The sequence below is a fragment of the Neobacillus sp. SAB-20_R2A genome, from assembly GCF_049568635.1.
GTDB lineage: Bacteria > Bacillota > Bacilli > Bacillales > Cytobacillaceae > Neobacillus > Neobacillus citreus.
This window is the reverse complement of the sequence record NZ_CP145895.1, coordinates 4,944,154-4,967,393: the sequence shown is the minus strand read 5'-3', so window position 1 is coordinate 4,967,393 and position 23,240 is coordinate 4,944,154. Positions and strand designations below refer to the sequence as shown.

Sequence of the window (23,240 nt, the reverse complement as noted above, 5' to 3'; positions counted from 1 at the left end):
AAGTTATGGTCAGGAAAGCAATCATTCCTGCTGCAGGGTACGGCACGCGAAATCTTCCTATTACAAAAGTAATACCGAAAGAAATGCTGCCTGTGGGTTTAAAACCAGCTATTCATTATATCGTCGAGGAAGCAGTTCAATCGGGGATTGAACAAGTACTAATCATCACTTCAAATTCAAAAAATGCGATTATGGACTATTTTGATCATTCATTGGAGTTAGAGACCTTGTTAAGAAGCAAAAACAAAGAATATTTGCTTAAACATTTGGAACTACCAAAAGTAGAAATTTTTTATACAAGGCAGTCCTATGCAAGAGGTCTTGGGGACGCGATTCGACTGGGCAAAGAATTTGTGGGAAACGAACCGTTTGGTGTACTTCTTCCGGATGATTTTGTCATTTCCAGCGAAGCCCCTGCTCTTAAACAATTAATTGATCTCTATAAGGAGACAAATAGCAGTGTTATCGGATTAAAACAAGTTCAACAAGAGCAATTAAAAAATTATGGTGTCATTCAATGTTCAAGTAAAACAAATCCAATCGAAATCGAGAATATTGTGGAGAAACCTAAAACAGACCCACCTTCTGATATGGCTGTTATCGGGAGATATATTTTCACTCCAGAGATATTTAAATGTCTGGAGGGAATAAAAGCAGGGGTCGATGGGGAAATTCAGCTGACTGATGCTATTAAAAACTTGCTTGGCACAGAATCCATCTATGGAAAAATCATTTCCGGAGATCGCTACGATATTGGGGTTTTGGATGAATACGTTGAACTAATGAAAATCATGAGCAAAAGATAAAAAAGGGAGAAAAACGGGAGAAAAAGGAGAGCGTTGTCGTTGTTAGAAAATGTATCAATCATTATACCATTCCAAACAGACAATGGGCCAAGGGCGAGGGCTTTTGAATGGATCAAAAAGTACTATGCCAAGGTCATGCCCGAAGCTGAACTATGTTTGGGAATCATCAGTGGAGACATTAATAAAGCGAAAGCCATCAACTTAGCAGCTAAAAAGGCTACAAAAGATATCTTTGTCATAGCAGATGCGGATGTCGTTTATGACCCCTCACTTATTGAGGAAGCCATCAAAGTACTAAAAAAAGCAGCATGGGTTGTTCCTTTTACTGAGATATATAATGTTGAAAAGCAAGGCACTAAAAAATTGCTTCAAACAAAACCAAAATGGCCTATGGATGTAAACTCCGGAGATTGTACAAAAGCAAATTGGCTTTATCAAGGTTTTGCTGGCAAACTCTTTGTCATACCGAGGGCAAACTTTGAAGCAGTCGGTGGTTTTGATGAACGGTTTATTGGCTGGGGAGGGGAGGATGATGCTTTTTCACATTCTGTCCGCACCCTATGCGGGGACATTGTAAATGTTAAAGGAAGAATCTATCATTTATGGCACCCAAGTTCAAGCTATCAAACAAACCCAAATGGAAAGGCGAATGCCAATCTTCTCGGACGCTATCAACTTGCAAGTGGCAACAAGAAGAAAATGGCCGAGATTATTAATGAACGACGGGAAAGGAATAATCCTATTAAAATAGAAAATGTAAATGAATCAACAGCTTCCCCTAAAAGTAAAATCTGTTTTGCCATCCTTGTTCATGAAGACAGAGAGTTAGTTAAGCAGCTAATTGATAATGTTCGCTATTATTGCCCAAGCAGTACCATTGTCTTATACAACGGGGGAGAGGACCCGAAACTATGTGAGGGATTAGGTGTTCCTGTCTGCCCTTCCAGCCATAAATTGAAGCGGGGATGGACGACCATTTATTTTTTGGAAACAATGGAATGGCTCGAGAAACAGGGGATACAGTACGATTATTTTATTAATATTGATTCGGATGCTTTGTTTATCAGAAAAGGCTATGAGGAATTTGTTCAAGAAGAAATGAAAGATACGGATTATATGGCCGTCAAGCTGAGAATTCCAAAAAGCGGCTGGTATATTGGAAAGGAACTAAAGAAAGACATTAATCGTTGGAAAAAATTATTTAATGTCAACCCTTTCTATGGCGTGTTTAATGTGGGCCAAGTGATTTCAAGGCCGCTCGTTCAAGCTTTACTGAAACAGGAACGCCTGGAAAAGCTAAAAAATGCTCTAAACAAAACGATTTCCTTCGGCACAGATGAGGTCCTGTTTGTTAACATGGCAAAGGAGCTTGGCTTCAGAATGAAAAAATATCCAAATGATACGGCCTCAACAATGATCCGCTATCGTCCATACTTTACACTGGACGAAATGATATCTTGCCTGAACAATAACGAAACGGGCGGGCTATGCCACCCGGTAATAAGAGATCATGATGACCCTGTCCGAAAACTAATCCTTCATATGAACAGTGACACTCATACTAAACAATATAAACGCAAGGAGTATCCATGGCACAATAGTAACCCCAATAATTATTCGATTACGATTCCAATCAAAAGTAAATTCGGAAACAACGAGCTTATTGTGAGGTCAGGTTCATCCTTGACCCACTATTGGCAGGACCCGGATGGGGAATGGAAAAAAAGTGAGACATTTGCTACTAACGTTGTCGGAACCCCGATATTTTTTCAAAATAATGCAGGTCAATTTGTAGTAGTCTGTAAATTAAAAAATGGCAGGCTTGGATTTTGGCTCAGGGACAATGAAGCATCCGGCTATCCTTGGTATGGACGGTCTGTTTCCCGGCAGGAGAATATCGATGAGCTGATCATGGGAACACAGCTTCAGAATAACGGCTGTGTCATCGTGTATAAATCCAACAATCAATTTTATTATTGGGAGTTTGATAAAAGTATATGGAAAGACATCTTTCCCAAATAAAAAAATTGGTGCCCCGACATCGGGACACCTTTTTATATTTTAAGAGAGGTATTTTGGGATGAGTAAGAGGCCATGAAGACCAACTACCATTCCGAAGAGGGGATTGCTTCGATAACTTGGGGGTCCGTCGAGAATCCCTTCTTCTTAGATGTCCTTATTTTACCGGGAAAGATTGAAGATGTTATGAAGAACTTATGATGATTTTGTGAAGTTACAAAAATCACAGACCCAAGATGATATATTAATGATATGGGGAGTGATAATAATGAAAATATTATTAGTCGACGATGAACGTAGAATCATAGAAGTTCTCGAAGCTTACCTAGAAAGAGAAGGCTATGAAATTCATAGCGCAGATAATGGAATAGATGCTTTGAAAAAGGCGAAAACCCTTCAGCCTGATTTAATCATATTAGACCTGATGCTTCCCGACATATCAGGTGAAGAGGTTTGCCGGCTTGTCCGCAAGGAATCCGATGTGCCGATTCTGATGCTGACGGCCAAGTCAGCAGAAGACGACCGAATTAACGGCATCGTCATGGGCGCTGACGATTATTTAACGAAACCTTTCAGCCCGCGCGAGGTCGTTGTCCGCGTTCAGGCTATATTAAGGCGCGTCAAAAAGACCGAAAAGGTAGACCGCCTTGAATTTAACAGAAGGAAACTGGCGATAAATTTAGAGAAAAAAGAAGTAACCGTTAACGGACAATATATTACGCTTACCCCCATTGAATACAAGCTGTTAACCAACATGGCGGGCAATCCCGGCCGGGTGTACAGCCGTATGGATTTGCTTGAAAAAATTCAGGATGAAGGCATCTATTATGAAGGATATGAGCGCAGCGTTGATACCCATATCAAAAACCTGCGCAAAAAAATCGAGACCGACTCACGGCAGCCAGAATTCATCATGACTGTTTTTGGTATGGGCTACAAATTTGGAGGGGTCCCCGATGCTGCAAACGCTCCGGTCTAAAATTCTCTTTTACCTGCTTTTGATTTCGATGATCGGTATATTGATCGTCAGCTTTTTTATACAGTACGGTTTTGAAGAGAGTTTTAATAGTTACTTGGACCGGAATCGGGAAAAAAAGATTGATAGGGTGATCACCGAAATTGAAAAGGATTTTCGGCAAAATGGCCATTTTACAAGGGACCCGGTGTTTGCGATGCTGCACGAATATGCGATGGGCGAGCAGCTTTATTTTCAGCTGTATGACCGCTACGGACAAATCCAGATGGACTCCTCCAATATCCGCAGCATGCTAAACAGTCTCGGCCTGACCGAACCGGAGCCAAGCGGTGAGGAATGGCATTCGAAAAATTATACACTCAAGGTCGACAACGCCATTATTGGTAAACTCGTCGCCATTTATCCGGAGGGCTTAATTGATGACGAGAATACATTTATCCAAACTATCCAGTTATACATATATGCCGCCGTATGCTTAACCGTTGTGCTGGCGATTGTCTTCAGTATGCTTTTTTCAAAAAAATTAACCTCTGGTTTGAAAAAGCTCTCGTTTGCGGCCGATGAGTTGCAGCAGCACAACCTCAATATCCGCATCCCATTAAAGGGGCTGCCAACCGAGATCAAGCAGCTGGCCATTTCCTTTAATAATCTGGCGCAATCGCTGGCAAAGGAGGAAATGCTGCGGAAACAGTTTACGGGGGACTTAGCCCATGAGCTCCGAACCCCGCTTGCTACATTAAGAAGTCAGATTGAGGCTTTTCAAGATGGAGTTTGGGAGCCGACACCACAGCGCCTGCAGGCCAGTCACGAGGAGCTGATGCGGTTGGTTAGGCTAGTCAATGAATTGGAAAAATTGCTCGCCGCAGAAAACCCGCAAATGAAGCTCGAAAAAATAGAGCTCGATGCCGGCAGTGTATTGGCGGCATTATGGGAAATGTTTATGCCGATTTTTAAGGAAAAAGGAGTTCAGTTGCATATTGAAGAGCCTGAGCAGGAGGAGATTTTTGAAGCAGACAAGGATCGCCTCATGCAAATTCTCTCTAATGTTCTTAACAATGCTTTGAAGTACACGCCGGAAGGAAAAAATGTGACCATTTCGGTGGCAACGGACCGCGATGGCTACGTCGGCTTTAGGATACAGGATGAAGGTTCCGGCATGGTGGAGGAAGACATCCCGCACATTTTCGAACGTTTCTACCGCGGCGATAAATCCCGGGACCGAAAAACAGGTGGAGCAGGTATCGGACTTTCCGTTGTGAAAGCCTTAATGGACGCTCATAAAGGGATGATCAAGGTGAAAAGCAGGATTGGAAAAGGAACAACTATGACGTTGTGGTTTCCGCGGGAAGATTAGTGTAAAGAAAGGGCCGCATCGGCCCTTTCTTTATGTAAGTAAATCGTTAATATGGTAAACCTTCCCGCTTTCAACAGTTCCACTTAAGACAAGGTCTACTAATGCTCCGGCCACTACATCCGCTTTTAATAAGATATTTTTTTCCTTGAACCCAATGAATTTTTCGAGGTCTTTAAAGGCATCTTGGGATGAAGAGCGAATTGTTTCTTGCATCTGTGTATCCATAACCCCGGGGCTGAAGGCAAAAATTTTATGATTGGTTCCCAGTTCCCTTTGCTCGAGAGCCACTGTTTGCGTAAACATATTTAACCCGGCTTTGGAGCTGCAATATACGCTCCAGCCTTCAATAGGGTGGACAGCAGCCCCCGAAGTCACATTGATGACCTGAATGGTAGTGTTTGTATGCAGGGCTTTATTTAAAAATAGATTGGTAATCAAGATTGGCGCAATTAAATTCACCTTAATGTTTCGAATAGTCGGCGTTTGGTCCAGGCTGCCAACCGTATGGATCGGCTCAATCACACCAGCGTTGTTGAAAAGAAGAATTTCTTCAGGCTCACCTTTAAAGATAAAATGGGCAACTTCCATAAAAACTTCCTGAACTTCTTTATCCAAGGCAAGGTTACAGGAAAAATGTCTATAAATTACGCCTTTTTCAGCAGCAAGTTTTTTTAAATCCTCATTTTCAGTTCGGGACACTGAAATCACGGCCATTTGTTCTTGGAAAAGGCGCTTCGTAATGGCCTCGCCCAATCCTTTCGAAGCACCGGTAACAATCGCATATTTCATGGAAAAATCCCCCTTATTTTTCATTCTTTCATTATTTTATGTTTGTAAAAGCTTTAATTCAAGAAAGAGGTTTCGGGAAAAATAAGTTTTATCAGCGGATCTAAGGGGTCAATCGGCGAATTGAACCGGTTTATCGGCGAATCTAAGCATTCTATCGGCGAATTGAAGGGGGTTATCGGCGAATTAAGAATGTCTATTAGCGAATTGAAGAGTTCTATTAGCGAATTCAGGCCCCCTATTAGCGAATCACAATTTCCCACCCCCATCAGTTAAGCAAGACAAATAAAAAAACGCAGCCCCCCATAAAGAGAAGCTGCAAAAAAACTTAACGTGCAATCGGATAGAACTTTTTCCACTCGTTTAAGAAGGACTGAGTGGAAGAATTGGGATGTTCAAGGACCCGAGGGGTAGGTCCGGATTGCTTCACTTCGCCGCCAACGATAATTGCCAGCCGGTTTGTCAGATAATGAATTTCCATCAAATCGTGACTCACAAACACAGCAGTTGTCCCGGTTGTGGAAATAATCTCCTTGAAATCCTCCATGAGCTTGATTTTCGTGGGAAAATCTAATGCAGAAAATGGCTCATCAAGAAACAGGATTTCCGGCTCGACAATCATCGCTCGCGCCAAATTCACTCTTTGTGCTTCGCCGCCAGATAAATAAAGGGCATTTTTTTTGGCCAAATGGCTAATCCCAAACAACTCCAGCCAATGCGTAACTTTTTCCTTAATGACACTTTTGGGAACCTTTCTTAACGTTAAACCAATGGCAATATTATAAAAAACAGTACCATCTAATAGTAATGACTGCTGCAGGGCAATCGAAAATTTCCGCCGCAACTCAAGAGGAGCGCTGCTAGAGGGAATTGTCTCACCGCGGTAAAGAATTTCACCACCCGAAGGCTTCTCTAAAAAAGCAATCAGCTTCAGCAAAGTGCTTTTCCCCGCACCGTTCGGGCCCATAATCCCCAGAAATTCGCCTCTTTCAATTTGAAATTCAGGAATGTTAAGGATCCTCCGGTTCCCCGCATCATAAGTGATATTTTTCAATTCAATTAACGGTGTCACGAGAAACGCCTCCTTTGCTGCAGAAAAGTTAACGCCGCTGTAATCAACAGGGCAAGGGATAACAGGATAAACGACAAAGCCAATGCGATATCAAAGTTGCCTTTTGAAACCTCCATCACGATGGTGGTCGTTAGGATGCGGGTATCTCCCTGGATATTCCCGCCGACCATCATCGCGGCGCCTACTTCGGCAATGACTCGGCCAAAGCCCGCCATAATTGCAGCCACGATCGCAATTTTTGACTGCTTGACGAGAATCATTAATGTCTGCAGCCTAGTAGCGCCAAGGGCCTTGATCTGTAACAGCATTTTTTCGTTGATTTGCTGGAAAGCCGAACTTGTCAGGCTTGTCACGATCGGTAACGAGACTAGTACCTGGGCCATTACAATGGCGGTCGGCGTATACAACATCCTCATCTCACCCAGCGGACCGGAGCGCCATAAAAACATCGTAATCCAAAGACCGGCGACAACAGGGGGGAGGCCCATTCCCATATTGATAAATAATAATAAAACCCGGCGGCCGCGGAATCGTGACAACCCAAGCAGGATCCCAAGAGGCAAGCCAATCAGGGTGCTAATCAGAATGGCAATCAGACAAACTTTTAGAGTCAGCCATGTAATCGCAAAAACCTCGGGATTACCGGTAAATATCATCTCTATCGCTTTCTTCAGTCCATCGATTAGCAGTTCCATATGTGCCTCCTGGTGCCGGGAAGGCCGTCTAATTAAAGGGCGGCCTTCAGCTAAGTTAAGATTTTATTCTGTATAGCTAATAAATAAAGATTGTCCGTATTCTTTCTTACCAAAGTTTTCAATGACTTCTTGAGTCTTCTTATCTACCATGAATTTAACAAACTTTTCTCCGTCCTTGCTGTTAACCATATTATGTTTTTCAGGGTTAACTTGCATAACATGGTAAATGTTCATTAAATCTTGGCCGCCTTCAACAACGATTTTCAACGTGTCTAAGTTTTTCTCTTGAGCTAACCATGTGGCACGGTCTGTTAATACATAGCCTTTTTTCTCAGCAGCAACCTGAAGGGTTTGTCCCATTCCTTGGCCAGTGGACACGTACCATTCACCTTCTGGCTTGATGGTGTCGGCCTGCCAGATGCTTAGTTCTTTTTTGTGTGTACCAGAGTCGTCACCGCGTGAAATGAAAACACCTTTCGTATCAGCAATCTTTTTGAAAGCTGCTTTAATATCCTGGCCGCTTACACCGGCTGGGTTTTCTTTCGGCCCTACTAAAACAAAATCATTGTACATAACGCGTTTGTAGTTGATGGCATCGCCAGCGTCAACTACCGCTTTTTCAGCTGCAGGGGCGTGAACTAACAGGGCATCTGCTTCACCTTTTGTTCCCATTTCAAGGGCTTGTCCAGTACCAACGGCAATTGTTTTCACTTTTACGTTATTTTCTTTTTCAAACATTGGAATGATAACATCCAGCAGGCCGCTGTCCTGTGTGCTGGTAGTGGTTGCTAAAATCATTTCCGTTGGAGCTGGCTTTTCTGCTGCTTTCTTTTCTTTAGGAGCAGCATTTGTTTTCGTATCCGAATTGCCGCACGCTGATAAAATTAGTAGCATAAAAGCAAATAGAGTAATCAATAAACGATTTTTTCTCATAAAATTAGTTCCTCCGATGTAGTAGTTTGATAGATGATTGTTCCTAAATCTGAAACATCATAACCTTCGAGATTGGTTAAGTTGTTTTTGAAACTGGCTGATTGCAGGAAGCGAATGAGTTCCGCAAGGCTTTGTTTGTTCTCTTCTGTGAAGCGAAAAACAAGGTCGAAATTTTCCTTTGCAACCGGTATAAAATCAAGCCCTAACTGAATGGCAGCGGACTGAATGCCAAACGCGACATCGACAATTCCACGGCTTATGTAGGAGGCGGCAGATAGGTGGTTCCATTCTTCGTTCCCATAGCCAAAAATTTTACTAGGATCGATTCCATAGCTTGATAGTTTAGAATCTAGTAAAAAGCGCGTTCCTGCCCCTTTTTGCCTGTTAATAAAATGCACGTCTTTTCTGGTCAGGTCGTGGAAATCCTGTATCCCTTTTGGATTCCCTTTGGCGACAATGAAGCCCTGCTCACGGGCGGCCAATCTCATCACCAAAAAAGATTCATAAATAAATAATTGATGGATAAATGGCAGATTATATTCTTGTGATGTCGGGTCTAATAGATGGATGGCGGCAATATCAGATTGCCCACGATACAAGAGCATCAACCCTTCCAAACTTCCGATATAGGAAGGCTGGATTTGCAGGTTTAGGGCACTCGCTACCTGTTTGGAAATATGCTCAACCAGAAAGTCGTGGCTACCGGACAAACGTATTGGTGCTGTATGATGGTAAACGGGTGAAGCCTGTTCTGCAGCCGGTTTCTTTGCTGGTGCTTTCATGTTTTCTTTATATCTTTCCAGTTCCGCATGTTCGATTCTCATTTTATTACCGATCTTGAAGGCCTGAAGCTCTCCGCGTTTGATAAGCTCGTAAACGGTGTGCTTGGAAATTTGAAAAATCTGCGCGACCTCATCGGGAGTATAGGCCTTTTCCTCCATAACAATCCCTCCTTTTTCCTTAACGCATAAGTGCAACTACGCCTCATGAACCGTCCTTTGGGGTTCGCCAATCGGCTAGTTTTCTAATATTTTAAAAAAATCATATCATATTGAATGTGACTTTTGTTAAGTTTTGTAAGGTTTTATTAAGTTTTGTTTAGAAATGTCACGAATCGTTCATGGTTATAATCAGAATTCATAATACGTTCACAAACTTCACCTATTGTTCAATAGTGAGCATATGAAGTTTGTTGTACTATTAATAGAAGGAGATTAATTTTTTCAAAAAGGGAAGGGATTTGAATGTCCAAGCTTTTATATATAACCGCCAATCCGAAAGTAGATTCAAAGCTTTCAAAAGGGGCACAGATCGGGGAAGTGTTTCTCGAGGAATTCAAGAAAATACAGCCAGATGTTGAAATTGAGCATATGCACCTTTACAGCATGGATATCCCTGAAATAGACATGGATTTATTATATGGCCGGGCAAAGCTTTCGTTTATGGGGTATACGAAGGACCAGTTGTCTGAAGGCGAGCGGACGAAGCTTGAAAAAATGCATGCGCTAGCCGAGCGATTTATCGCGGCCGATTACTATGTGTTCGTGACGCCAATTTGGAATCTCGGCGCACCGCCGATTTTAAAATCGTTTATGGATTGTATGTTTCTTCACGGAAAAACCTTTACGAACACGGAAAACGGCCCGAAAGGATTGCTGACAGGAAGGAAGGCGCTTCATATTCAAACCCGCGGAGGCATTTATTCAACCGGCCCATTGGTCGAATTTGAAATGGGTGACCGCTATTTAAGAAAGGCCCTTGAATTCCTCGGCTTTGAATTAATGGACACCGTCTATGCTGAAGGGCTGGACCATTATCCAAAACAAATCCCGGAAATCATGGCAGCGGCAAAAGAAAAAGCGGCTGATGCGGCCAGAGAAATGGCGAAAGCAGTTGTTACAATATAAAAAAACACGGCTCGCACCGGATTGCGAGCCGTGTTTTTTAGAATTTCCCCGTAAACTGAAAGAACAGCACAATTAATCCCAGCACCCAAACGTACACCGCAAACGGCTTCAAGGAATGCTTTTTCAAATACCCGATCATCCATCTGACCGCTATATAACCGAAGAACGCAGAAGAGACAATTCCGACGAGTAAGGCAGACAGTGAAATTTCCTCCGCACTGCCGCCAAACAAATCCTTTGTTTGCAGAACAATCGCTCCGGCAATCGCCGGTGTTGATAACAGGAAGGAAAAATAGGCCGCCGTTTCCCGGTCCAGCTTACGCCAAAGCGCCGCCACAATCGTCATTCCCGAACGCGAAATTGCCGGCATAATCGCAACCGCCTGAAATGTGCCGATGATAAAGGCATCCTTATAGCTGATGTCGTCCATTCTCTTATGGCCGTTTTTCGCTGAATCGGCCAGCCACAGGAATAAACCTGTAATTAAAAACTCCCAGCCAATCGTTACTCCAGTTTTAGAAATTTCATCAATATAATCTTTAAAGGCCAGTCCGAAGATTACCGCTGGAATTGTTCCGACAATAAGCAAAAACGTTAATTTACTGAACGGTTTCTTGATGATTTTAATAAATTCATCCTTATAAAAGACAAACACAGCCAGTAATGTTCCCACATGCAACATTGTATCGAGCAATAGGCCCGCTTCCTGCAGCCCGAACAAATTTCTTCCTAAATAAAGATGACCGGTACTGGAAATCGGCAGAAATTCCGTCAGCCCTTGAATAATCCCGAGGATAAGTGCTTCAAGTTTGGTTAACATATATTCCCTCTCAGTTCATATTTTTTTGGCAAAGCCTGTACATTCCATTCATATGCGTATTTTTACTTATTCATGAAAATCATCTGTGTTTTTACAGTTATGAAAAACAAATTATCTCCTAAAAGACAAAATAGGTGCAAAGGTGCTGTATTTACCCATAAAATAAAAGTATAGTAATCCTCGAGAGGAGAATCGGGTTGGAAAATAAACATCTTTATTTTAATACTTCCATTGGGGTCAAAAAGCCGGAAAATTACCGTAATAAAGAGCAGGCCTGTCCATTTTGCGCCAGAGAAGAGCTTACCGACCTGATTGAGGTCGATGGTCCGATTATTCTCTTGAAAAATAAATATCCCGTATTGGAAAATGCCTATCAAACCGTGTTAATTGAAACGGACGATTGTCATGCGGAACTATCCACCTATTCAAAAGAGCATTTACATAGATTGATTAGGTTTGGATTGAAGCATTGGCTGGAGATGGAAGAAAACGGAGGCTTTAAGTCCGTTATTTTTTTCAAAAATCATGGCCCGTTATCTGGAGGCACCCTGGCCCATCCGCATATGCAAATTATTGGACTGAATGATCTTGACTATAAAGAAAAAGTCGAGCCTGAAATGTTTGATGGCATTCTGATTGCTGAAGAAAATGGGGTCCGCTTTACGCTTTCTACTAAGCCGCGTGTTGGTTTTTACGAGTTTAATGTGGAAATGCCGGAGTTCGGCTATCAGGAGCGCTTTTCGGAATATATGCAAATGGCCGCTCATTATATTCTTCATCATTTTCCCTTTAGGGCGACGAGCTATAATATTTTCTTCCATCATCTTGATGGGAAAATTTACGCCAAGGTTGTACCTAGGTTTGTAACGACGCCGCTCTATATTGGCTACGGTCTTCCGCAGGTGCCAAATAATCTGAATTGGATGGCGGACGAACTAAAGCGGATTTATTTTTAGATTATGTAAATTCACCCAAACACAGTTTGAAAGTTGTGATTTGTGTTCATTAAAAATATAATGGAGGAATGTACAAGTTCTTTTTTTAAGGTGGGACTTCTTCGTGACTTCAAAGAACACAACCTCCAAGATTGATTACAGTCTTGTTTTGATAGTTTTATTATTGTTTTTGGCTAGCTGTGTGTCGATATATAGTGCGCAGGCGAGCGGTCAATATAAGGAAAACTTTCTGCTGAAGCAAATTGTCTGGTATGCGGTTGGCGGCGGGATTGTCGCGGCGGTGATGACGCTGGATTCCGATCAGCTCCGCAAATTAACCTGGTATGCATACGGATTCGGGATCTTTCTACTCGGCTTTTTAATTGTCGCCCCAACCAGCATTGCTCCTTTAATCAACGGGGCGAAAAGCTGGTATAAGGTTCCTGGCATGGGATCTTTGCAGCCTTCTGAGTTTGTAAAGATTTTTATCATTTTGGCACTGGCGCGGGTGATTGATGACCATCATCAAAAAAATCAAGTTAAAACGATGCAGACTGACTTTTGGCTGCTGGTGAAGCTTGGTCTTGTGACAATGGTGCCGTTGCTCTTGGTGATGCAGCAGCCTGACTTAGGAACCTCGCTCGTATTTTTGGCCATTTTAGTAGGGATGATCTTTATCTCGGGCATTTCATGGAAACTGCTTGTGCCCATGTTCTCAGCCGGAATTGTGCTTGCATCAACCATTCTCTATTTTGTTTTATGGAAGCCTGATTTGCTGGAAAAATATCTAGGTGTCAAACAGTATCAGTTCGGCCGGATTTATTCATGGCTCGACCCTTATAATTTCCAAAGCTCGGCCGGTTATCAGCTAACCAAATCGTTAATGGCGATTGGCTCTGGGCAAACTGGAGGGAAAGGCTATGGCCACAGGGAAGTATATTTGCCGGAAAGCCATACGGACTTTATTTTCAGTGTTGTCGGCGAGGAATTCGGCTTTATTGGCGCAAGCGTGCTGATTAGTTTATTCTTTTTGCTAATTTACCATATTACAAAGGTCGGAATGGAAACAAAGAATCATTTTTATACCTACATTTGTGTTGGCGTCATCAGCATGATTACCTTCCACGTCTTCCAAAACATCGGCATGACCATCGGCGTCCTGCCAATCACCGGTATTCCGCTCCCGTTCATCAGCTACGGGGGAAGCGCGTTGATGGGGAATATGCTGGGGCTGGGATTGATTTTTTCCATTAGGTATCATTATAAAAAGTATATGTTTTCGACAACGGCATAATTGGTTTGAAAAAGAGCGACTTTGTTTCGCTCTTTTTTTCTGTCGATATGGGGGTTGACGGATAACATTTGGTAATCGGCGGATATCTCCTTGAACTTGGCGGATATCCGGTCAGGTTTGGCGGATAACTTCTACGTTTCGGCGGATATCAGCCCCAATTCGGCGGATAAACCCTCCAAATATGTCCCCAAAGTAGAAAGAGCAGGGCCATGGCAAGCCCTGCTCTTTCAATGTGAATTGTATATGGGAAGTTTTTTTAAAAACTATTTCTTAAGCATGATTTTTTCAAGATCATCTAGCATCAGGTTTGCCGCAATAACCCCGCCGGCAGTGTTCCAAACAGCATCGCTGACCTCATGGGCATTGCCGTTTTTAACAACATTTAAGTTTTTCCAAAGCGGGTCCGTTGTCCATTCCTTAGCTGTATTTAAAGCAGTCTGGTCGCCGTTAGGAGCATAAGTGAAGTAGAAAAGAACGTCCGCGTCCATTTTCGGGATGACTTCTTTGCCAACCTCAACTGCCAGATTTCCAAGTTTATTAGAAGGTGTAAATAGCTCAGCCTGCTGGGCAGCACGCTTAAACCCTAACTCTTTAAAAATCACACCAGAGAAGGAATCTGTATAATAGATTCGGGATTTTCCAGCCATAAAGCGGACGACTGAAACCTCCTGATTTACTTTGTCACCGAGTTTTTCCTTTAATGATGCAACTTTATTATCGAAATCACTTAACACCTTGTTGCCTTTTTCTCCTTGATTGACAGCTTTTGCATATAATTTAAAGTTTTCCTTCCAATCTCCCCGCAGCGTTTCAGAAAAAACGGTTGGGGCAATCGCACTAAGCTGATTGTATACTGCTTCCTGACGCATCTTGGTACCGATAATTAAGTCCGGCTTCAGTGCAACGATTTTTTCCACATTAACTTCGCTCTCAGTTCCGACAACTTCTACGCCATTCATGTCTTTTTTAATATGATCATACCATGGGTCGCCCAGCCAGGATTGAACAGCGCCGACTGGTTTAATGCCTAAAGCTAATAATGCTTCAGTTCCTTCGTTTGTCAAAACCACCACGCGTTTAGGTGTGCCCTTAATTGTGGCAGAGCCCATCGCATGTTCAACTGTATACGATTTTTCGGTTGTAGTTCCATTTTCCTTCTTCTCTGTTGATTTTTCTGTATTCCCGCCGCCGCAAGCCGCCAATAAGAAAACAGCCATGACGGAAAAGAGGGTTAGAAATGATTTTAATGCTTTCATCTAGGTATGTATCCTCCTTGTCTAATTGTGAATGATAATCATTTTCATTTATAACTTAATCATAATGTGCCTGCCGTACAGCTGTCAACAGTTTTATTGAAAATGATTTTCAAAATCAATGACAATTTCATGAAGGCTGGCAGCATCATAATTGAAAACGGTTATCAATTTAATTGACAATCATTATCAATTAGCGATAGACTAAAGTAGTGAGAGGATTTGACTAAGGATAAAGAGAGAAAGGTTTTTTAACATGCTTTTAAAAAGTTCCTCCTTAAAATGGGCCGGCTTTTTGGCGGCTATTATTCTAATGCTGTTACTTATGTGTGCCAGTGTCATCTTCGGATATACAGACACGAATTTGCAAATGGCGATTGACGCTTTTACAAACAATAATGGCTCAAATGAGCATATCATCATTCAAACGGTCCGGCTGCCGAGGGCACTGATTGCTTCCGTAGTGGGAGCAAGCCTCGCTATTGCCGGGGTGTTAATGCAAACCTTAACGAAAAATCCGTTGGCATCACCCGGGATTTTTGGGATTAATGCGGGGGCAGGATTCGCTGTAGTAGTCGCGATTACCTTATTTTCTATTGATAGTACACAAGGATTTAGTGCGTTAGCCTTCTTTGGAGCAGCGGTAGCGGCCATCAGCGTTTATGTCATTGGCTCCGTAGGACGCGGCGGCTTAACACCAATGAAACTCACATTAGCGGGTGCGGCCATGGCGGCTATGTTCTCGTCTTTTACGCAAGGTTTGCTCGTTTTGAACGAAGCCCTCTTGGATCAGGTGCTGTTTTGGCTCGCTGGCTCGGTCTCCGGCCGAAAGCTGGAAACGCTTGTTTCAGTCTTGCCATACATAGGAGCAGGCTGGCTTGGCTCCCTCCTGATTTCTGGAAAAATGAATATCCTTGCTATGGGGGAAGACGTAGCGAAAGGGCTTGGGTTAAATACCGGGTTCATTAAAATCGGCATTGGGGGGCTTGTCATTTTATTGGCTGGCGGATCCGTGGCTGTGGCCGGACCGATTGGTTTTGTGGGAATTGTCGTGCCGCATCTCACGAGGTCGATTGTTGGCATTGACCATCGCTGGGTCATTCCAATGGCCGGGGTTTTAGGTGCCATATTACTATTGGCAGCCGATATTGCTGCCCGATATTTATTAATGCCGTCAGAGGTCCCTGTCGGAGTGATGACTGCCATCATTGGAACTCCGTTCTTCATATACATTGCAAGAAAGGGGTTCAATGCATGATGAGCAAATATAAAAATTTCCGTCTGTTTAATGGCAGGTTCTCCGTTTTAATGGACCGAAAAGCTGGAATTACTTTTACCATCCTGCTGATCATCACGTTTGCGGTTTTTGTCCTGAGTACGGGATCCGGAGAAATGAAAATTAATCCTCTGACAGTTTTAAAGGTTTTATTTGGCTCCGGGTCGGATATGGAGACGCTGGTAATCACCTCCTTCCGCCTGCCCCGCATTATTGTCGCCCTCATTGTTGGCATGTGTTTAGCAACAGCTGGGGGTATTTTGCAAGGGATGATCCGCAATCCGCTGGCATCTCCTGATGTGTTGGGAATTACCGGCGGGGCGGCGGTTGCTGTTGTCGGCTTTTTAGCGATATTTAGCGACAAAAACCACTCGCTGACCGTCAGTATTGCTTGGCTCCCGCTAGCCGCTTTTATTGGCGCTGGGGTTGTAGCATTTTTAGTTTATTTCCTTGCTTGGAAAAATGGAGTTTCACCGATTAGGCTTGTGTTAATTGGAATCGGAATTTCCACCCTTATGCAGGCATTAACAACCCTTTTGATGGTGATGGGTCCCATTTATCAGGCGAGTCAGGCGAATATTTGGATTACCGGAACCGTTTACGGCTCCAATTGGAGAAACGTCGCCATTCTTGCCCCGTGGGCAGTGATTTTTTTGATTATTGCCTTTGTGGCAGCGCGGACGCTAAATATCCAAGAGCTTGGCGATGACGTAGCGACTGGCTTGGGTGAAAAGGTACAGAAGCACCGCTTTCTATTATTAATGATTAGTACGGCATTAATCGGAGGTTCCGTGGCATTTGCCGGCGGCATTGGCTTTGTCGGGCTAATGGCACCGCATATGGCGCGCAGACTTGTCGGGTCGTCCTTTGGTGCGTTGCTTCCGGTTTCAGCTTTGCTTGGCGGAATCCTTGTGATGCTGGCGGACCTGATCGGCCGGACGATGTTTTCACCGTTGGAGGTGCCTGCAGGAGTATTTACAGCAGGAATCGGTGCCCCTTACTTTATTTACTTACTTTTTAAAACTAGAAATATCTAAATCTTGCTGAAGGAGCTGGCTTTAAATGACAAGTTGGATTGAAACAAAGGAGTTGTCCATATCCTACGGAGAAACTCTCATCATAAAGGAATTAGATTTAAAAATTCCTAAGGGTGAAATTACTGTCTTTATAGGTGCAAATGGATGCGGAAAATCGACTCTGCTTCGTTCAATTGCCCGTCTTCTAAAGCCGAAAAGCGGCTCTGTTCTTCTTGATGGTAAAGCAATCTCCAAGTTATCGACAAAGGAGATTGCAAAAAAAATGGCGATTTTGCCACAGTCACCGACTGCACCTGAAGGCTTAACTGTCCTGCAGCTTGTTAAGCAGGGACGCTATCCACACCAAACTTGGCTGCGGCAGTGGTCGGAAGATGATGAGAAAAAGGTAAACGATGCCCTAAAAGCAACACGGCTAGAGGATTTAAAGGACAGACCGGTGGATTCCCTTTCCGGCGGCCAAAGGCAACGGGCCTGGATTGCCATGACCCTGGCTCAGGATACGGAAATTATTTTACTTGATGAGCCGACAACATATTTGGATATGACCCACCAAATCGAGATTCTTGATTTGCTTTATGAATTAAATGAGAAGAAAAAACGGACGGTGGTCATGGTGCTGCACGACCTAAATCTTGCCTGCCGTTATGCCCATAATATTGTCGCCATCAAGAATCAAAACGTCTACGCCCAGGGAAAGCCGGAGCATGTAATCAACTGCAGCCTGGTGAAAAACGTATTTGATATGGACTGCGAGGTAACAATGGACCCGCTGTTCGGGACTCCACTATGCATTCCATATGGCAAAGGCAGATGTATATTAGATAAGGCGGCTGCTGCCAATGGTTAAACTGCTGACAGATGAAGAAATTGCTGTACTAAGTAAATACAGGCTTAAAGCTGCTTTGAAAGATTCCTTTGAAACAGCTCATTTACTTGATGAAGCCTTCTTAAAAAATTTTATGGCGGACCTTTCTGATGCGATTGGTGCTCCCTCGGAAAAAATAGCTACCTCGATTTTTATCAAAAGATATGCCTTTTTAGCGGTAATTTCGCTTTATGCGATGACCGCCTGGAATAAAAAAATCAATGTTTCGTTAGATAAAGTGAGGATGGAGTCAGCATCTAAATTGGAAAACTGGCTCCCGGCCTTCTCTCTCAAGGATTTTACGGCTGACGATTGGGATACCAGGGAAGCACGTTCTGAATGGCGGAAAGGTGTGGTCAAAGAGCTTTTTGCAAAAAATATTTACCCGCTGATAACACTGTTTGAAAAAACATTTGGTATTTCGAAATTGATTCTGTGGGAAAATATTGCTGTTTATATATTTTGGTTGTACGAATCACAATTAAAAGAACATAAAAATGCAGTAGAGGATTTTTCGTTCTTAATTTTTGAAGCAGAAGGGTCTTTATTTGGCCGCTATAAGCTGAACCCACTGCAAAAATATTACGTTGAAAAAATCTATTTGGATGAGCAGGCAGAGGAGGTACGTATCAGAAAAACGTGCTGCTTTACATACCAGCTTGAGGGCAGCAGCAAACGCTGCAAAACTTGCCCGTGCAGTCTAAATGTCAAGAATGGAAGGTGTCAGGAAGATGGAGAAGGATTTTGCTCAGCAGTTCGAGGCCTTGCTTGAGAAATATAGTGAGCTGTTGGTTGGGGAAACTGATGGAGAGACAAAAGAAAAAGTTAAGGCTTGGGCGCTTTACTCGCATATCGCCAAGTCGATGCCAGCGTTAATCGGCCACTGGAGTGCGCTTTATCCGGAAGCGCGCGCGGAGATGAAAGAGATCATTAATGAAATTAAGGTCTTAAATGAACAGCATCGGCAGTCTACGCAGAAGTAATTTTTCGATTCGCCGATAGAATTGCCGGATTCGCCGATAGAAGCTTGAAATTCGCCGATAGAAGTCAAGAATTCGCCGATAGAATCGATAAATTCGCCGATAGACAACTCGGAATGCGAATTTTCACCAAAAAAGGTGCTCCCAGGAGCACCTTTTTTCTAACAATTATCGTTTAAATTGACTATTCTGGCTGTTTTGCTTGTCCACTCCGCTTGCTTCGCGGCCCGGTCCGGCATTTCCTTGCACACTCGCTGCGCTGACGCCTGCCTTAGACGGATTTTTCTTCATTTTCGCCATCGTTTATCACCTCAAAACATAGGTTGCCCAGCCCCCAAAATATATATCGTAGTGAGAAGAAGAATCATTATTCAAAAAAATTTCAATTTTCCACGTTTACCGATTGCACAATTTTTTGAAATATCTTATAGTAATTAGTAGTAAAACTCATTCAGGTGTTTGAAATTTTTTTTACCCAAAAAATGAATGAGGATTCATTCAAAGTTTGAAGGGGGAGACAATGTTGAACCAATTAATCAAAAAAGCAGCCGTTTTAGGATCCGGAGTTATGGGTTCAGGTATTGCGGCACATCTAGCTAATATCGGCATTCCAACACTATTATTGGATATCGTGCCACGTGAATTGACAAAAGAAGAATCAGCCAAAGGACTTACATTAGAAGATAAACAGGTACGTAACCGCATCGCAGCCACAAACATACAAAAATTACTTAAGCAAAAGCCAGCACCACTTTCAGCCAAGAAGAATATCGCGCTGATCGAAGCAGGTAATCTTGAAGATGACCTAGAGAAACTGAAAGATGTTGACTGGGTGATCGAAGTAGTTGTTGAAAACCTCAATGTTAAGAAGCAAGTTTTTGAAAAAGTTGACCAATACCGCAAACCAGGCAGCATCATTAGCTCCAATACTTCTGGTATCTCTGTTGAAGCGATGGTGGAAGGCCGTTCAGAGGATTTCCAAAAGCACTTCCTTGGAACACACTTTTTCAACCCGCCGCGCTACCTGAAATTATTAGAGATCATCCCTACACAGTATACTGACACAGAAGTGCTTTCATTCATGAAAACATTTGGCGAGGATGTCTTAGGTAAAGGTGTCGTTGTAGCGAAGGATACACCAAACTTTATCGCCAACCGCATCGGAACTTACGGCCTGCTCGTCACTGTCCGCGAAATGTTAAAGGGCGGGTACAGTGTCGGTGAAGTTGATTCCCTCACTGGTCCACTAATTGGCCGTGCAAAAAGTGCTACCTTCCGAACTCTTGATGTAGTTGGACTAGACACTTTCTATCACGTTGCTGGAAACGTGTACGAAAAAGTCGAAGGTCACGAGAAGGAAGTTTTTGAAGTACCTGCTTTCCTAAAGCAAATGATTGAAAACGGCTGGTTAGGAAGCAAGTCTGGGCAAGGTTTCTTCAAGAAACAAGGTAAAGAAATTCTTGAACTGGATCCACATACACTTGAATACGGTCCACGCAAAAAACTGTCCACCCCTTCCATGGAGTTGGCGAAACAGGAGAAAGGCACTGGCAACAAATTGAAAGCGCTTGTTTACGCAAATGACCGTGCCGGACAATTTTTATGGAATACCAACTCTCAAAACTTAGTTTATTCCGCTAAGCTTTTAGGGGAAATCGCAGACAATATCGTTTCTATCGACCGTGCCATGAAATGGGGCTTCGGCTGGGAGCACGGACCGTTCGAAGCATGGGATGCCATCGGTGTTGAAAAATCGGTAGCAAAGATGAAGGAACAAGGCATGGAAGTCCCTTCGTGGGTAACCGAAATGCTCGAAAAAGGCTTTACTTCCTTCTATAAAGAAGAAAATAACGAGCTTTACTACTACGATAAAGGTGAATACAAGCTTGTTGAGTTCAATCCAAAAGCGATTGATCTTAAGAAAATTAAGAAACAAAAAGGCGTTATTAAGAAAAACAGCGGCGCAAGCCTAATCGATATCGGTGATGGAGTAGCACTCTTAGAGTTCCATTCTCCAAACAATGCACTTGGCATGGACACGATTCAAATGATCAACTTTGCTGTAGATGAAGTGGAGAAAAACTACAAGGGCCTTGTTATTGGCAACCAGGGCAAGAACTTCTGCGTAGGTGCTAACCTGGCAATGATGCTGATGGAAGCGCAGGATGACAACTATTGGGAGCTTGACATGGTAGTTCGTCAGCTGCACAAAGCATTATTAAAAGTAAAATACAGCGCCAAACCGGTTGTCGCTGCGCCATTTGGCATGACACTTGGCGGCGGTGCTGAGGTTTGCCTGCCATCTGCACATATTCAAGCTTCTGCTGAAACGTATATGGGTCTTGTTGAAGTCGGTGTCGGCCTGCTGCCTGGCGGAGGCGGAAACAAAGAGCTTTACATTAAGCACTTGGAAAACATTCCAAACGGCGTACAATTTGACCTGCAGCAGGTTGCCAATAAAGTTTTTGAAGCAATTGCCACTGCGAAGGTTTCTACTTCTGGTGAAGAAGCACGCGAAAACAACTTCTTAAGCAAAGCCGACGGCATCAGCGTCAACGGCGACCATCTTTTATACGATGCGAAGCAGGCTGTTCTTGCACTACATGAGAAAGGCTACAAAGCACGCGTAAAGAAAAAGGTTCCGGTTGTCGGTGAAACAGGCTATGCAACACTTTTACTTGGTGCGGAAGCGATGAAGCTTTCCGGCTACATTTCTGAGCATGATTTAAAAATTGCCAAGAAAGTTGCTTACGTCATTGCCGGCGGTAAAGTACCATATGGTACCGAAGTCGACGAGGAATATCTATTAGACCTTGAAAGAGAAGCTTTCTTAAGCTTAATCAAAGAACCTAAAACACAGCAGCGCATGCAGCACATGCTTGTGAAAGGGAAGCCGTTAAGAAACTAGAAAACGAGCTCTAAGCATAAAAAATTATGTGACAGCCAGGGGCCCTCGTGCCCTTGGCAGCCATATAGATTCGTATATTCCAAGATTGGAAGAAAGAGAGGGAACTTGCATGAGAGAAGCGGTAATCGTTGCCGGAGCAAGAACACCGGTCGGCAAATCGAAAAAAGGAACGCTTGCCCAGGTTCGTCCTGATGATTTGGGGGCATTAGTCGTTAAAGAAACATTAAAGCGTGCCGGAAATTATGATGGAAATATCGATGATTTAGTCATTGGCTGCGCGACACCTGAAGCAGAGCAAGGCATGAACGTGGCAAGAAACATTGGGGCATTGGCAGGACTTCCGCACACGGTTCCAGCCATTACTGTCAATCGTTTCTGTTCATCCGGTTTGCAGGCAGTTGCATATGCAGCACAGTCCATCATGCTTGGGCACACTGACACAGCGATCGCCGGCGGCGTGGAATCAATGAGCTTGCTGCCAATGGGCGGACACGTGATCCGGCCAAACGCAAAATTAGTCGAAAGCGCACCGGAATATTACATGGGAATGGGTCATACAGCTGAAGAGGTAGCGAAAAAATATGGCATTTCACGTGAAGAGCAGGATGCTTTTGCAGTGAGAAGCCATCAACGAGCTTTCAAAGCCATCCAGGAAGGCAAATTTGTTGATGAAATCGTTCCAGTTGATGTTACTTTCCGCTCTGTCGGCAAAGACAATAAACTGGTTGAAAAAACAATCAAGTTTTCTGTCGATGAAGGTGTTCGTCCGGAAACGAATCTTGAAACACTTGCAAAGCTTCGTCCTGCATTCTCGGTAACAGGTTCAGTAACTGCCGGTAATGCATCACAAACAAGTGATGGTGCGGCTGCAGTAATGATTATGGACCGTGAAAAAGCAGAAGCGCTTGGCCTTAAGCCATTAGCAAGATTCCGCTCCTTCGCTGTCGGTGGCGTTCCGCCGGAAATCATGGGTGTCGGTCCTGTTGTTGCCGTTCCAAAGGCACTTAAGCTCGCTGGCCTTGAGGTTTCCGATATCAACCTGTTTGAATTAAACGAAGCCTTTGCTTCCCAGTCCATCCAGGTCATCCGCGAGCTTGGCCTTGATGAAGAAAAAGTGAACGTAAACGGCGGTGCGATTGCATTAGGCCACCCGCTTGGCTGTACAGGTGCAAAATTAACTTTAACGCTAATCAATGAACTTAGACGCAGACAGGAACAATTCGGTGTCGTTACCATGTGTATCGGCGGCGGAATGGGTGCTGCAGGCGTATTCGAATTACTTTAATTTATTTGGCGGCGGCCCTGCCCTCGAGCGAGTCGCCCC

General features: G+C 43.5%; 23 protein-coding genes. 15 read left to right on the top strand and 8 right to left on the bottom strand.

Translation table 11 applies throughout. The annotated features are described in order from the left end of the window. Nucleotides 1–5: 5 nt before the first annotated feature. From V5M37_RS24515 to V5M37_RS24495, 5 genes are all read left to right on the top strand, one after another. On the top strand, nt 6–806 hold the full coding sequence (locus V5M37_RS24515; protein WP_423799513.1) for a UTP--glucose-1-phosphate uridylyltransferase: 801 nt from the start codon (nt 6–8) through the stop codon (nt 804–806). Nucleotides 807–845: 39 nt separating this feature from the next. Beyond that, a complete protein-coding gene (locus tag V5M37_RS24510) occupies nt 846–2,828 on the top strand; it encodes a galactosyltransferase-related protein (RefSeq protein WP_423799512.1) in 1,983 nt (660 codons plus the stop codon). Between the two features lie 72 nt (nt 2,829–2,900). After that, nucleotides 2,901–3,026 carry a hypothetical protein gene (locus V5M37_RS24505; RefSeq protein ID WP_423799511.1) on the top strand — a complete coding sequence of 42 codons (126 nt, stop codon included), beginning with the start codon at nt 2,901–2,903 and terminating at the stop codon, nt 3,024–3,026. A gap of 67 nt (nt 3,027–3,093) precedes the next feature. Further along, nucleotides 3,094–3,804 (top strand): response regulator transcription factor, encoded by a 711-nt coding sequence (locus tag V5M37_RS24500; protein WP_423799510.1) that lies wholly within the window; start codon nt 3,094–3,096, stop codon nt 3,802–3,804. Beyond that, nucleotides 3,782–5,155 (top strand): ATP-binding protein, encoded by a 1,374-nt coding sequence (locus V5M37_RS24495; RefSeq protein WP_423799509.1) that lies wholly within the window; start codon nt 3,782–3,784, stop codon nt 5,153–5,155. Before V5M37_RS24500 ends, V5M37_RS24495 begins: the two co-directional genes overlap by 23 nt. 30 nt (nt 5,156–5,185) lie before the next feature. Here the strand turns inward: V5M37_RS24495 and V5M37_RS24490 are convergent, their stop codons facing one another. The 5 genes from V5M37_RS24490 to V5M37_RS24470 form a co-directional block, all read right to left on the bottom strand. Beyond that, nucleotides 5,186–5,944, bottom strand: a complete 759-nt coding sequence (locus tag V5M37_RS24490; protein WP_423799508.1) for a (S)-benzoin forming benzil reductase — start codon at nt 5,942–5,944, stop codon at nt 5,186–5,188. 325 nt (nt 5,945–6,269) lie between these two features. Continuing rightward, nucleotides 6,270–7,013, bottom strand: a complete 744-nt coding sequence (locus V5M37_RS24485) for an ABC transporter ATP-binding protein (RefSeq protein WP_423799507.1) — start codon at nt 7,011–7,013, stop codon at nt 6,270–6,272. Continuing rightward, nucleotides 7,010–7,708, bottom strand: a complete 699-nt coding sequence (locus V5M37_RS24480; RefSeq protein WP_423799506.1) for an ABC transporter permease — start codon at nt 7,706–7,708, stop codon at nt 7,010–7,012. The genes V5M37_RS24485 and V5M37_RS24480 overlap by 4 nt, the downstream gene beginning before the upstream one ends. 63 nt (nt 7,709–7,771) lie before the next feature. Beyond that, a complete protein-coding gene (locus V5M37_RS24475) occupies nt 7,772–8,641 on the bottom strand; it encodes a substrate-binding domain-containing protein (protein ID WP_423799505.1) in 870 nt (289 codons plus the stop codon). After that, on the bottom strand, nt 8,638–9,582 hold the full coding sequence (locus tag V5M37_RS24470) for a substrate-binding domain-containing protein (protein ID WP_423799504.1): 945 nt from the start codon (nt 9,580–9,582) through the stop codon (nt 8,638–8,640). The genes V5M37_RS24475 and V5M37_RS24470 overlap by 4 nt, the downstream gene beginning before the upstream one ends. Nucleotides 9,583–9,885: 303 nt before the next feature. Between V5M37_RS24470 and V5M37_RS24465 the strand changes: the two genes are divergently transcribed. Further along, nucleotides 9,886–10,548 (top strand): FMN-dependent NADH-azoreductase, encoded by a 663-nt coding sequence (locus tag V5M37_RS24465; RefSeq protein WP_423799503.1) that lies wholly within the window; start codon nt 9,886–9,888, stop codon nt 10,546–10,548. Nucleotides 10,549–10,585: 37 nt separating this feature from the next. Here V5M37_RS24465 and V5M37_RS24460 read toward each other — a convergent pair whose 3' ends face one another. Beyond that, nucleotides 10,586–11,368 carry an undecaprenyl-diphosphate phosphatase gene (locus tag V5M37_RS24460; protein WP_423799502.1) on the bottom strand — a complete coding sequence of 261 codons (783 nt, stop codon included), beginning with the start codon at nt 11,366–11,368 and terminating at the stop codon, nt 10,586–10,588. A gap of 197 nt (nt 11,369–11,565) precedes the next feature. Here V5M37_RS24460 and V5M37_RS24455 point away from each other — a divergent pair, with 197 nt between their 5' ends. Together V5M37_RS24455 and rodA are read left to right on the top strand one after the other, a co-directional pair. Beyond that, nucleotides 11,566–12,324 carry a DUF4931 domain-containing protein gene (locus tag V5M37_RS24455; protein WP_423799501.1) on the top strand — a complete coding sequence of 253 codons (759 nt, stop codon included), beginning with the start codon at nt 11,566–11,568 and terminating at the stop codon, nt 12,322–12,324. 103 nt (nt 12,325–12,427) lie between these two features. Continuing rightward, nucleotides 12,428–13,597, top strand: a complete 1,170-nt coding sequence (gene rodA, locus V5M37_RS24450; RefSeq protein WP_423799500.1) for a rod shape-determining protein RodA — start codon at nt 12,428–12,430, stop codon at nt 13,595–13,597. 263 nt (nt 13,598–13,860) lie between these two features. Here the strand turns inward: rodA and V5M37_RS24445 are convergent, their stop codons facing one another. Further along, nucleotides 13,861–14,853 carry an ABC transporter substrate-binding protein gene (locus tag V5M37_RS24445; RefSeq protein WP_423799499.1) on the bottom strand — a complete coding sequence of 331 codons (993 nt, stop codon included), beginning with the start codon at nt 14,851–14,853 and terminating at the stop codon, nt 13,861–13,863. 253 nt (nt 14,854–15,106) lie between these two features. On the opposite strand from V5M37_RS24445, the gene V5M37_RS24440 reads away from it, so the two are divergent. Genes V5M37_RS24440 through V5M37_RS24420 form a run of 5 tightly spaced genes read left to right on the top strand, consistent with a single transcriptional unit; the run spans nt 15,107 to nt 19,011 of the window. Then, nucleotides 15,107–16,108 (top strand): FecCD family ABC transporter permease, encoded by a 1,002-nt coding sequence (locus V5M37_RS24440; RefSeq protein WP_423799498.1) that lies wholly within the window; start codon nt 15,107–15,109, stop codon nt 16,106–16,108. Then, a complete protein-coding gene (locus V5M37_RS24435; protein WP_423799497.1) occupies nt 16,108–17,163 on the top strand; it encodes a FecCD family ABC transporter permease in 1,056 nt (351 codons plus the stop codon). The genes V5M37_RS24440 and V5M37_RS24435 overlap by 1 nt, the downstream gene beginning before the upstream one ends. Before the next feature lie 25 nt (nt 17,164–17,188). Beyond that, nucleotides 17,189–18,010 carry an ABC transporter ATP-binding protein gene (locus V5M37_RS24430; protein ID WP_423799496.1) on the top strand — a complete coding sequence of 274 codons (822 nt, stop codon included), beginning with the start codon at nt 17,189–17,191 and terminating at the stop codon, nt 18,008–18,010. Further along, entirely contained in the window at nt 18,003–18,800 is a 798-nt protein-coding gene (locus V5M37_RS24425; RefSeq protein WP_423799495.1) for an IucA/IucC family C-terminal-domain containing protein, read from the top strand. Before V5M37_RS24430 ends, V5M37_RS24425 begins: the two co-directional genes overlap by 8 nt. Then, nucleotides 18,760–19,011 (top strand): DUF2573 family protein, encoded by a 252-nt coding sequence (locus tag V5M37_RS24420; protein ID WP_378582858.1) that lies wholly within the window; start codon nt 18,760–18,762, stop codon nt 19,009–19,011. The genes V5M37_RS24425 and V5M37_RS24420 overlap by 41 nt, the downstream gene beginning before the upstream one ends. A gap of 165 nt (nt 19,012–19,176) precedes the next feature. Here V5M37_RS24420 and V5M37_RS24415 read toward each other — a convergent pair whose 3' ends face one another. Next, nucleotides 19,177–19,308, bottom strand: a complete 132-nt coding sequence (locus tag V5M37_RS24415) for a YuzL family protein (protein ID WP_213117818.1) — start codon at nt 19,306–19,308, stop codon at nt 19,177–19,179. A 223-nt stretch (nt 19,309–19,531) separates the two neighbouring features. Here V5M37_RS24415 and V5M37_RS24410 point away from each other — a divergent pair, with 223 nt between their 5' ends. Further along, nucleotides 19,532–21,916, top strand: a complete 2,385-nt coding sequence (locus V5M37_RS24410) for a 3-hydroxyacyl-CoA dehydrogenase/enoyl-CoA hydratase family protein (RefSeq protein WP_423799494.1) — start codon at nt 19,532–19,534, stop codon at nt 21,914–21,916. 109 nt (nt 21,917–22,025) lie between these two features. Further along, nucleotides 22,026–23,201: an acetyl-CoA C-acetyltransferase gene (locus tag V5M37_RS24405; protein WP_423799493.1), complete on the top strand. Its 1,176-nt coding sequence runs from the start codon at nt 22,026–22,028 to the stop codon at nt 23,199–23,201. Nucleotides 23,202–23,240 lie beyond the last annotated feature (39 nt).

Bases quoted from the DNA above. Each gene is read 5' to 3' on its own strand.
- V5M37_RS24460 (WP_423799502.1), bottom strand. From the start codon at position 11,368: ATGTTAACCAAACTTGAAGCACTTATCCTCGGGATTATTCAAGGGCTG.
- V5M37_RS24500 (WP_423799510.1), top strand. From the start codon at position 3,094: ATGAAAATATTATTAGTCGACGATGAACGTAGAATCATAGAAGTTCTC.
- V5M37_RS24470 (WP_423799504.1), bottom strand. From the start codon at position 9,582: ATGGAGGAAAAGGCCTATACTCCCGATGAGGTCGCGCAGATTTTTCAA.
- V5M37_RS24420 (WP_378582858.1), top strand. From the start codon at position 18,760: ATGGAGAAGGATTTTGCTCAGCAGTTCGAGGCCTTGCTTGAGAAATAT.
- V5M37_RS24405 (WP_423799493.1), top strand. From the start codon at position 22,026: ATGAGAGAAGCGGTAATCGTTGCCGGAGCAAGAACACCGGTCGGCAAA.
- V5M37_RS24475 (WP_423799505.1), bottom strand. From the start codon at position 8,641: ATGAGAAAAAATCGTTTATTGATTACTCTATTTGCTTTTATGCTACTA.
- V5M37_RS24505 (WP_423799511.1), top strand. From the start codon at position 2,901: ATGAAGACCAACTACCATTCCGAAGAGGGGATTGCTTCGATAACTTGG.
- V5M37_RS24465 (WP_423799503.1), top strand. From the start codon at position 9,886: ATGTCCAAGCTTTTATATATAACCGCCAATCCGAAAGTAGATTCAAAG.
- V5M37_RS24480 (WP_423799506.1), bottom strand. From the start codon at position 7,708: ATGGAACTGCTAATCGATGGACTGAAGAAAGCGATAGAGATGATATTT.
- V5M37_RS24430 (WP_423799496.1), top strand. From the start codon at position 17,189: ATGACAAGTTGGATTGAAACAAAGGAGTTGTCCATATCCTACGGAGAA.
- V5M37_RS24445 (WP_423799499.1), bottom strand. From the start codon at position 14,853: ATGAAAGCATTAAAATCATTTCTAACCCTCTTTTCCGTCATGGCTGTT.
- V5M37_RS24415 (WP_213117818.1), bottom strand. From the start codon at position 19,308: ATGGCGAAAATGAAGAAAAATCCGTCTAAGGCAGGCGTCAGCGCAGCG.
- V5M37_RS24435 (WP_423799497.1), top strand. From the start codon at position 16,108: ATGAGCAAATATAAAAATTTCCGTCTGTTTAATGGCAGGTTCTCCGTT.
- V5M37_RS24425 (WP_423799495.1), top strand. From the start codon at position 18,003: ATGGTTAAACTGCTGACAGATGAAGAAATTGCTGTACTAAGTAAATAC.
- V5M37_RS24490 (WP_423799508.1), bottom strand. From the start codon at position 5,944: ATGAAATATGCGATTGTTACCGGTGCTTCGAAAGGATTGGGCGAGGCC.
- V5M37_RS24515 (WP_423799513.1), top strand. From the start codon at position 6: ATGGTCAGGAAAGCAATCATTCCTGCTGCAGGGTACGGCACGCGAAAT.
- V5M37_RS24495 (WP_423799509.1), top strand. From the start codon at position 3,782: ATGCTGCAAACGCTCCGGTCTAAAATTCTCTTTTACCTGCTTTTGATT.
- V5M37_RS24440 (WP_423799498.1), top strand. From the start codon at position 15,107: ATGCTTTTAAAAAGTTCCTCCTTAAAATGGGCCGGCTTTTTGGCGGCT.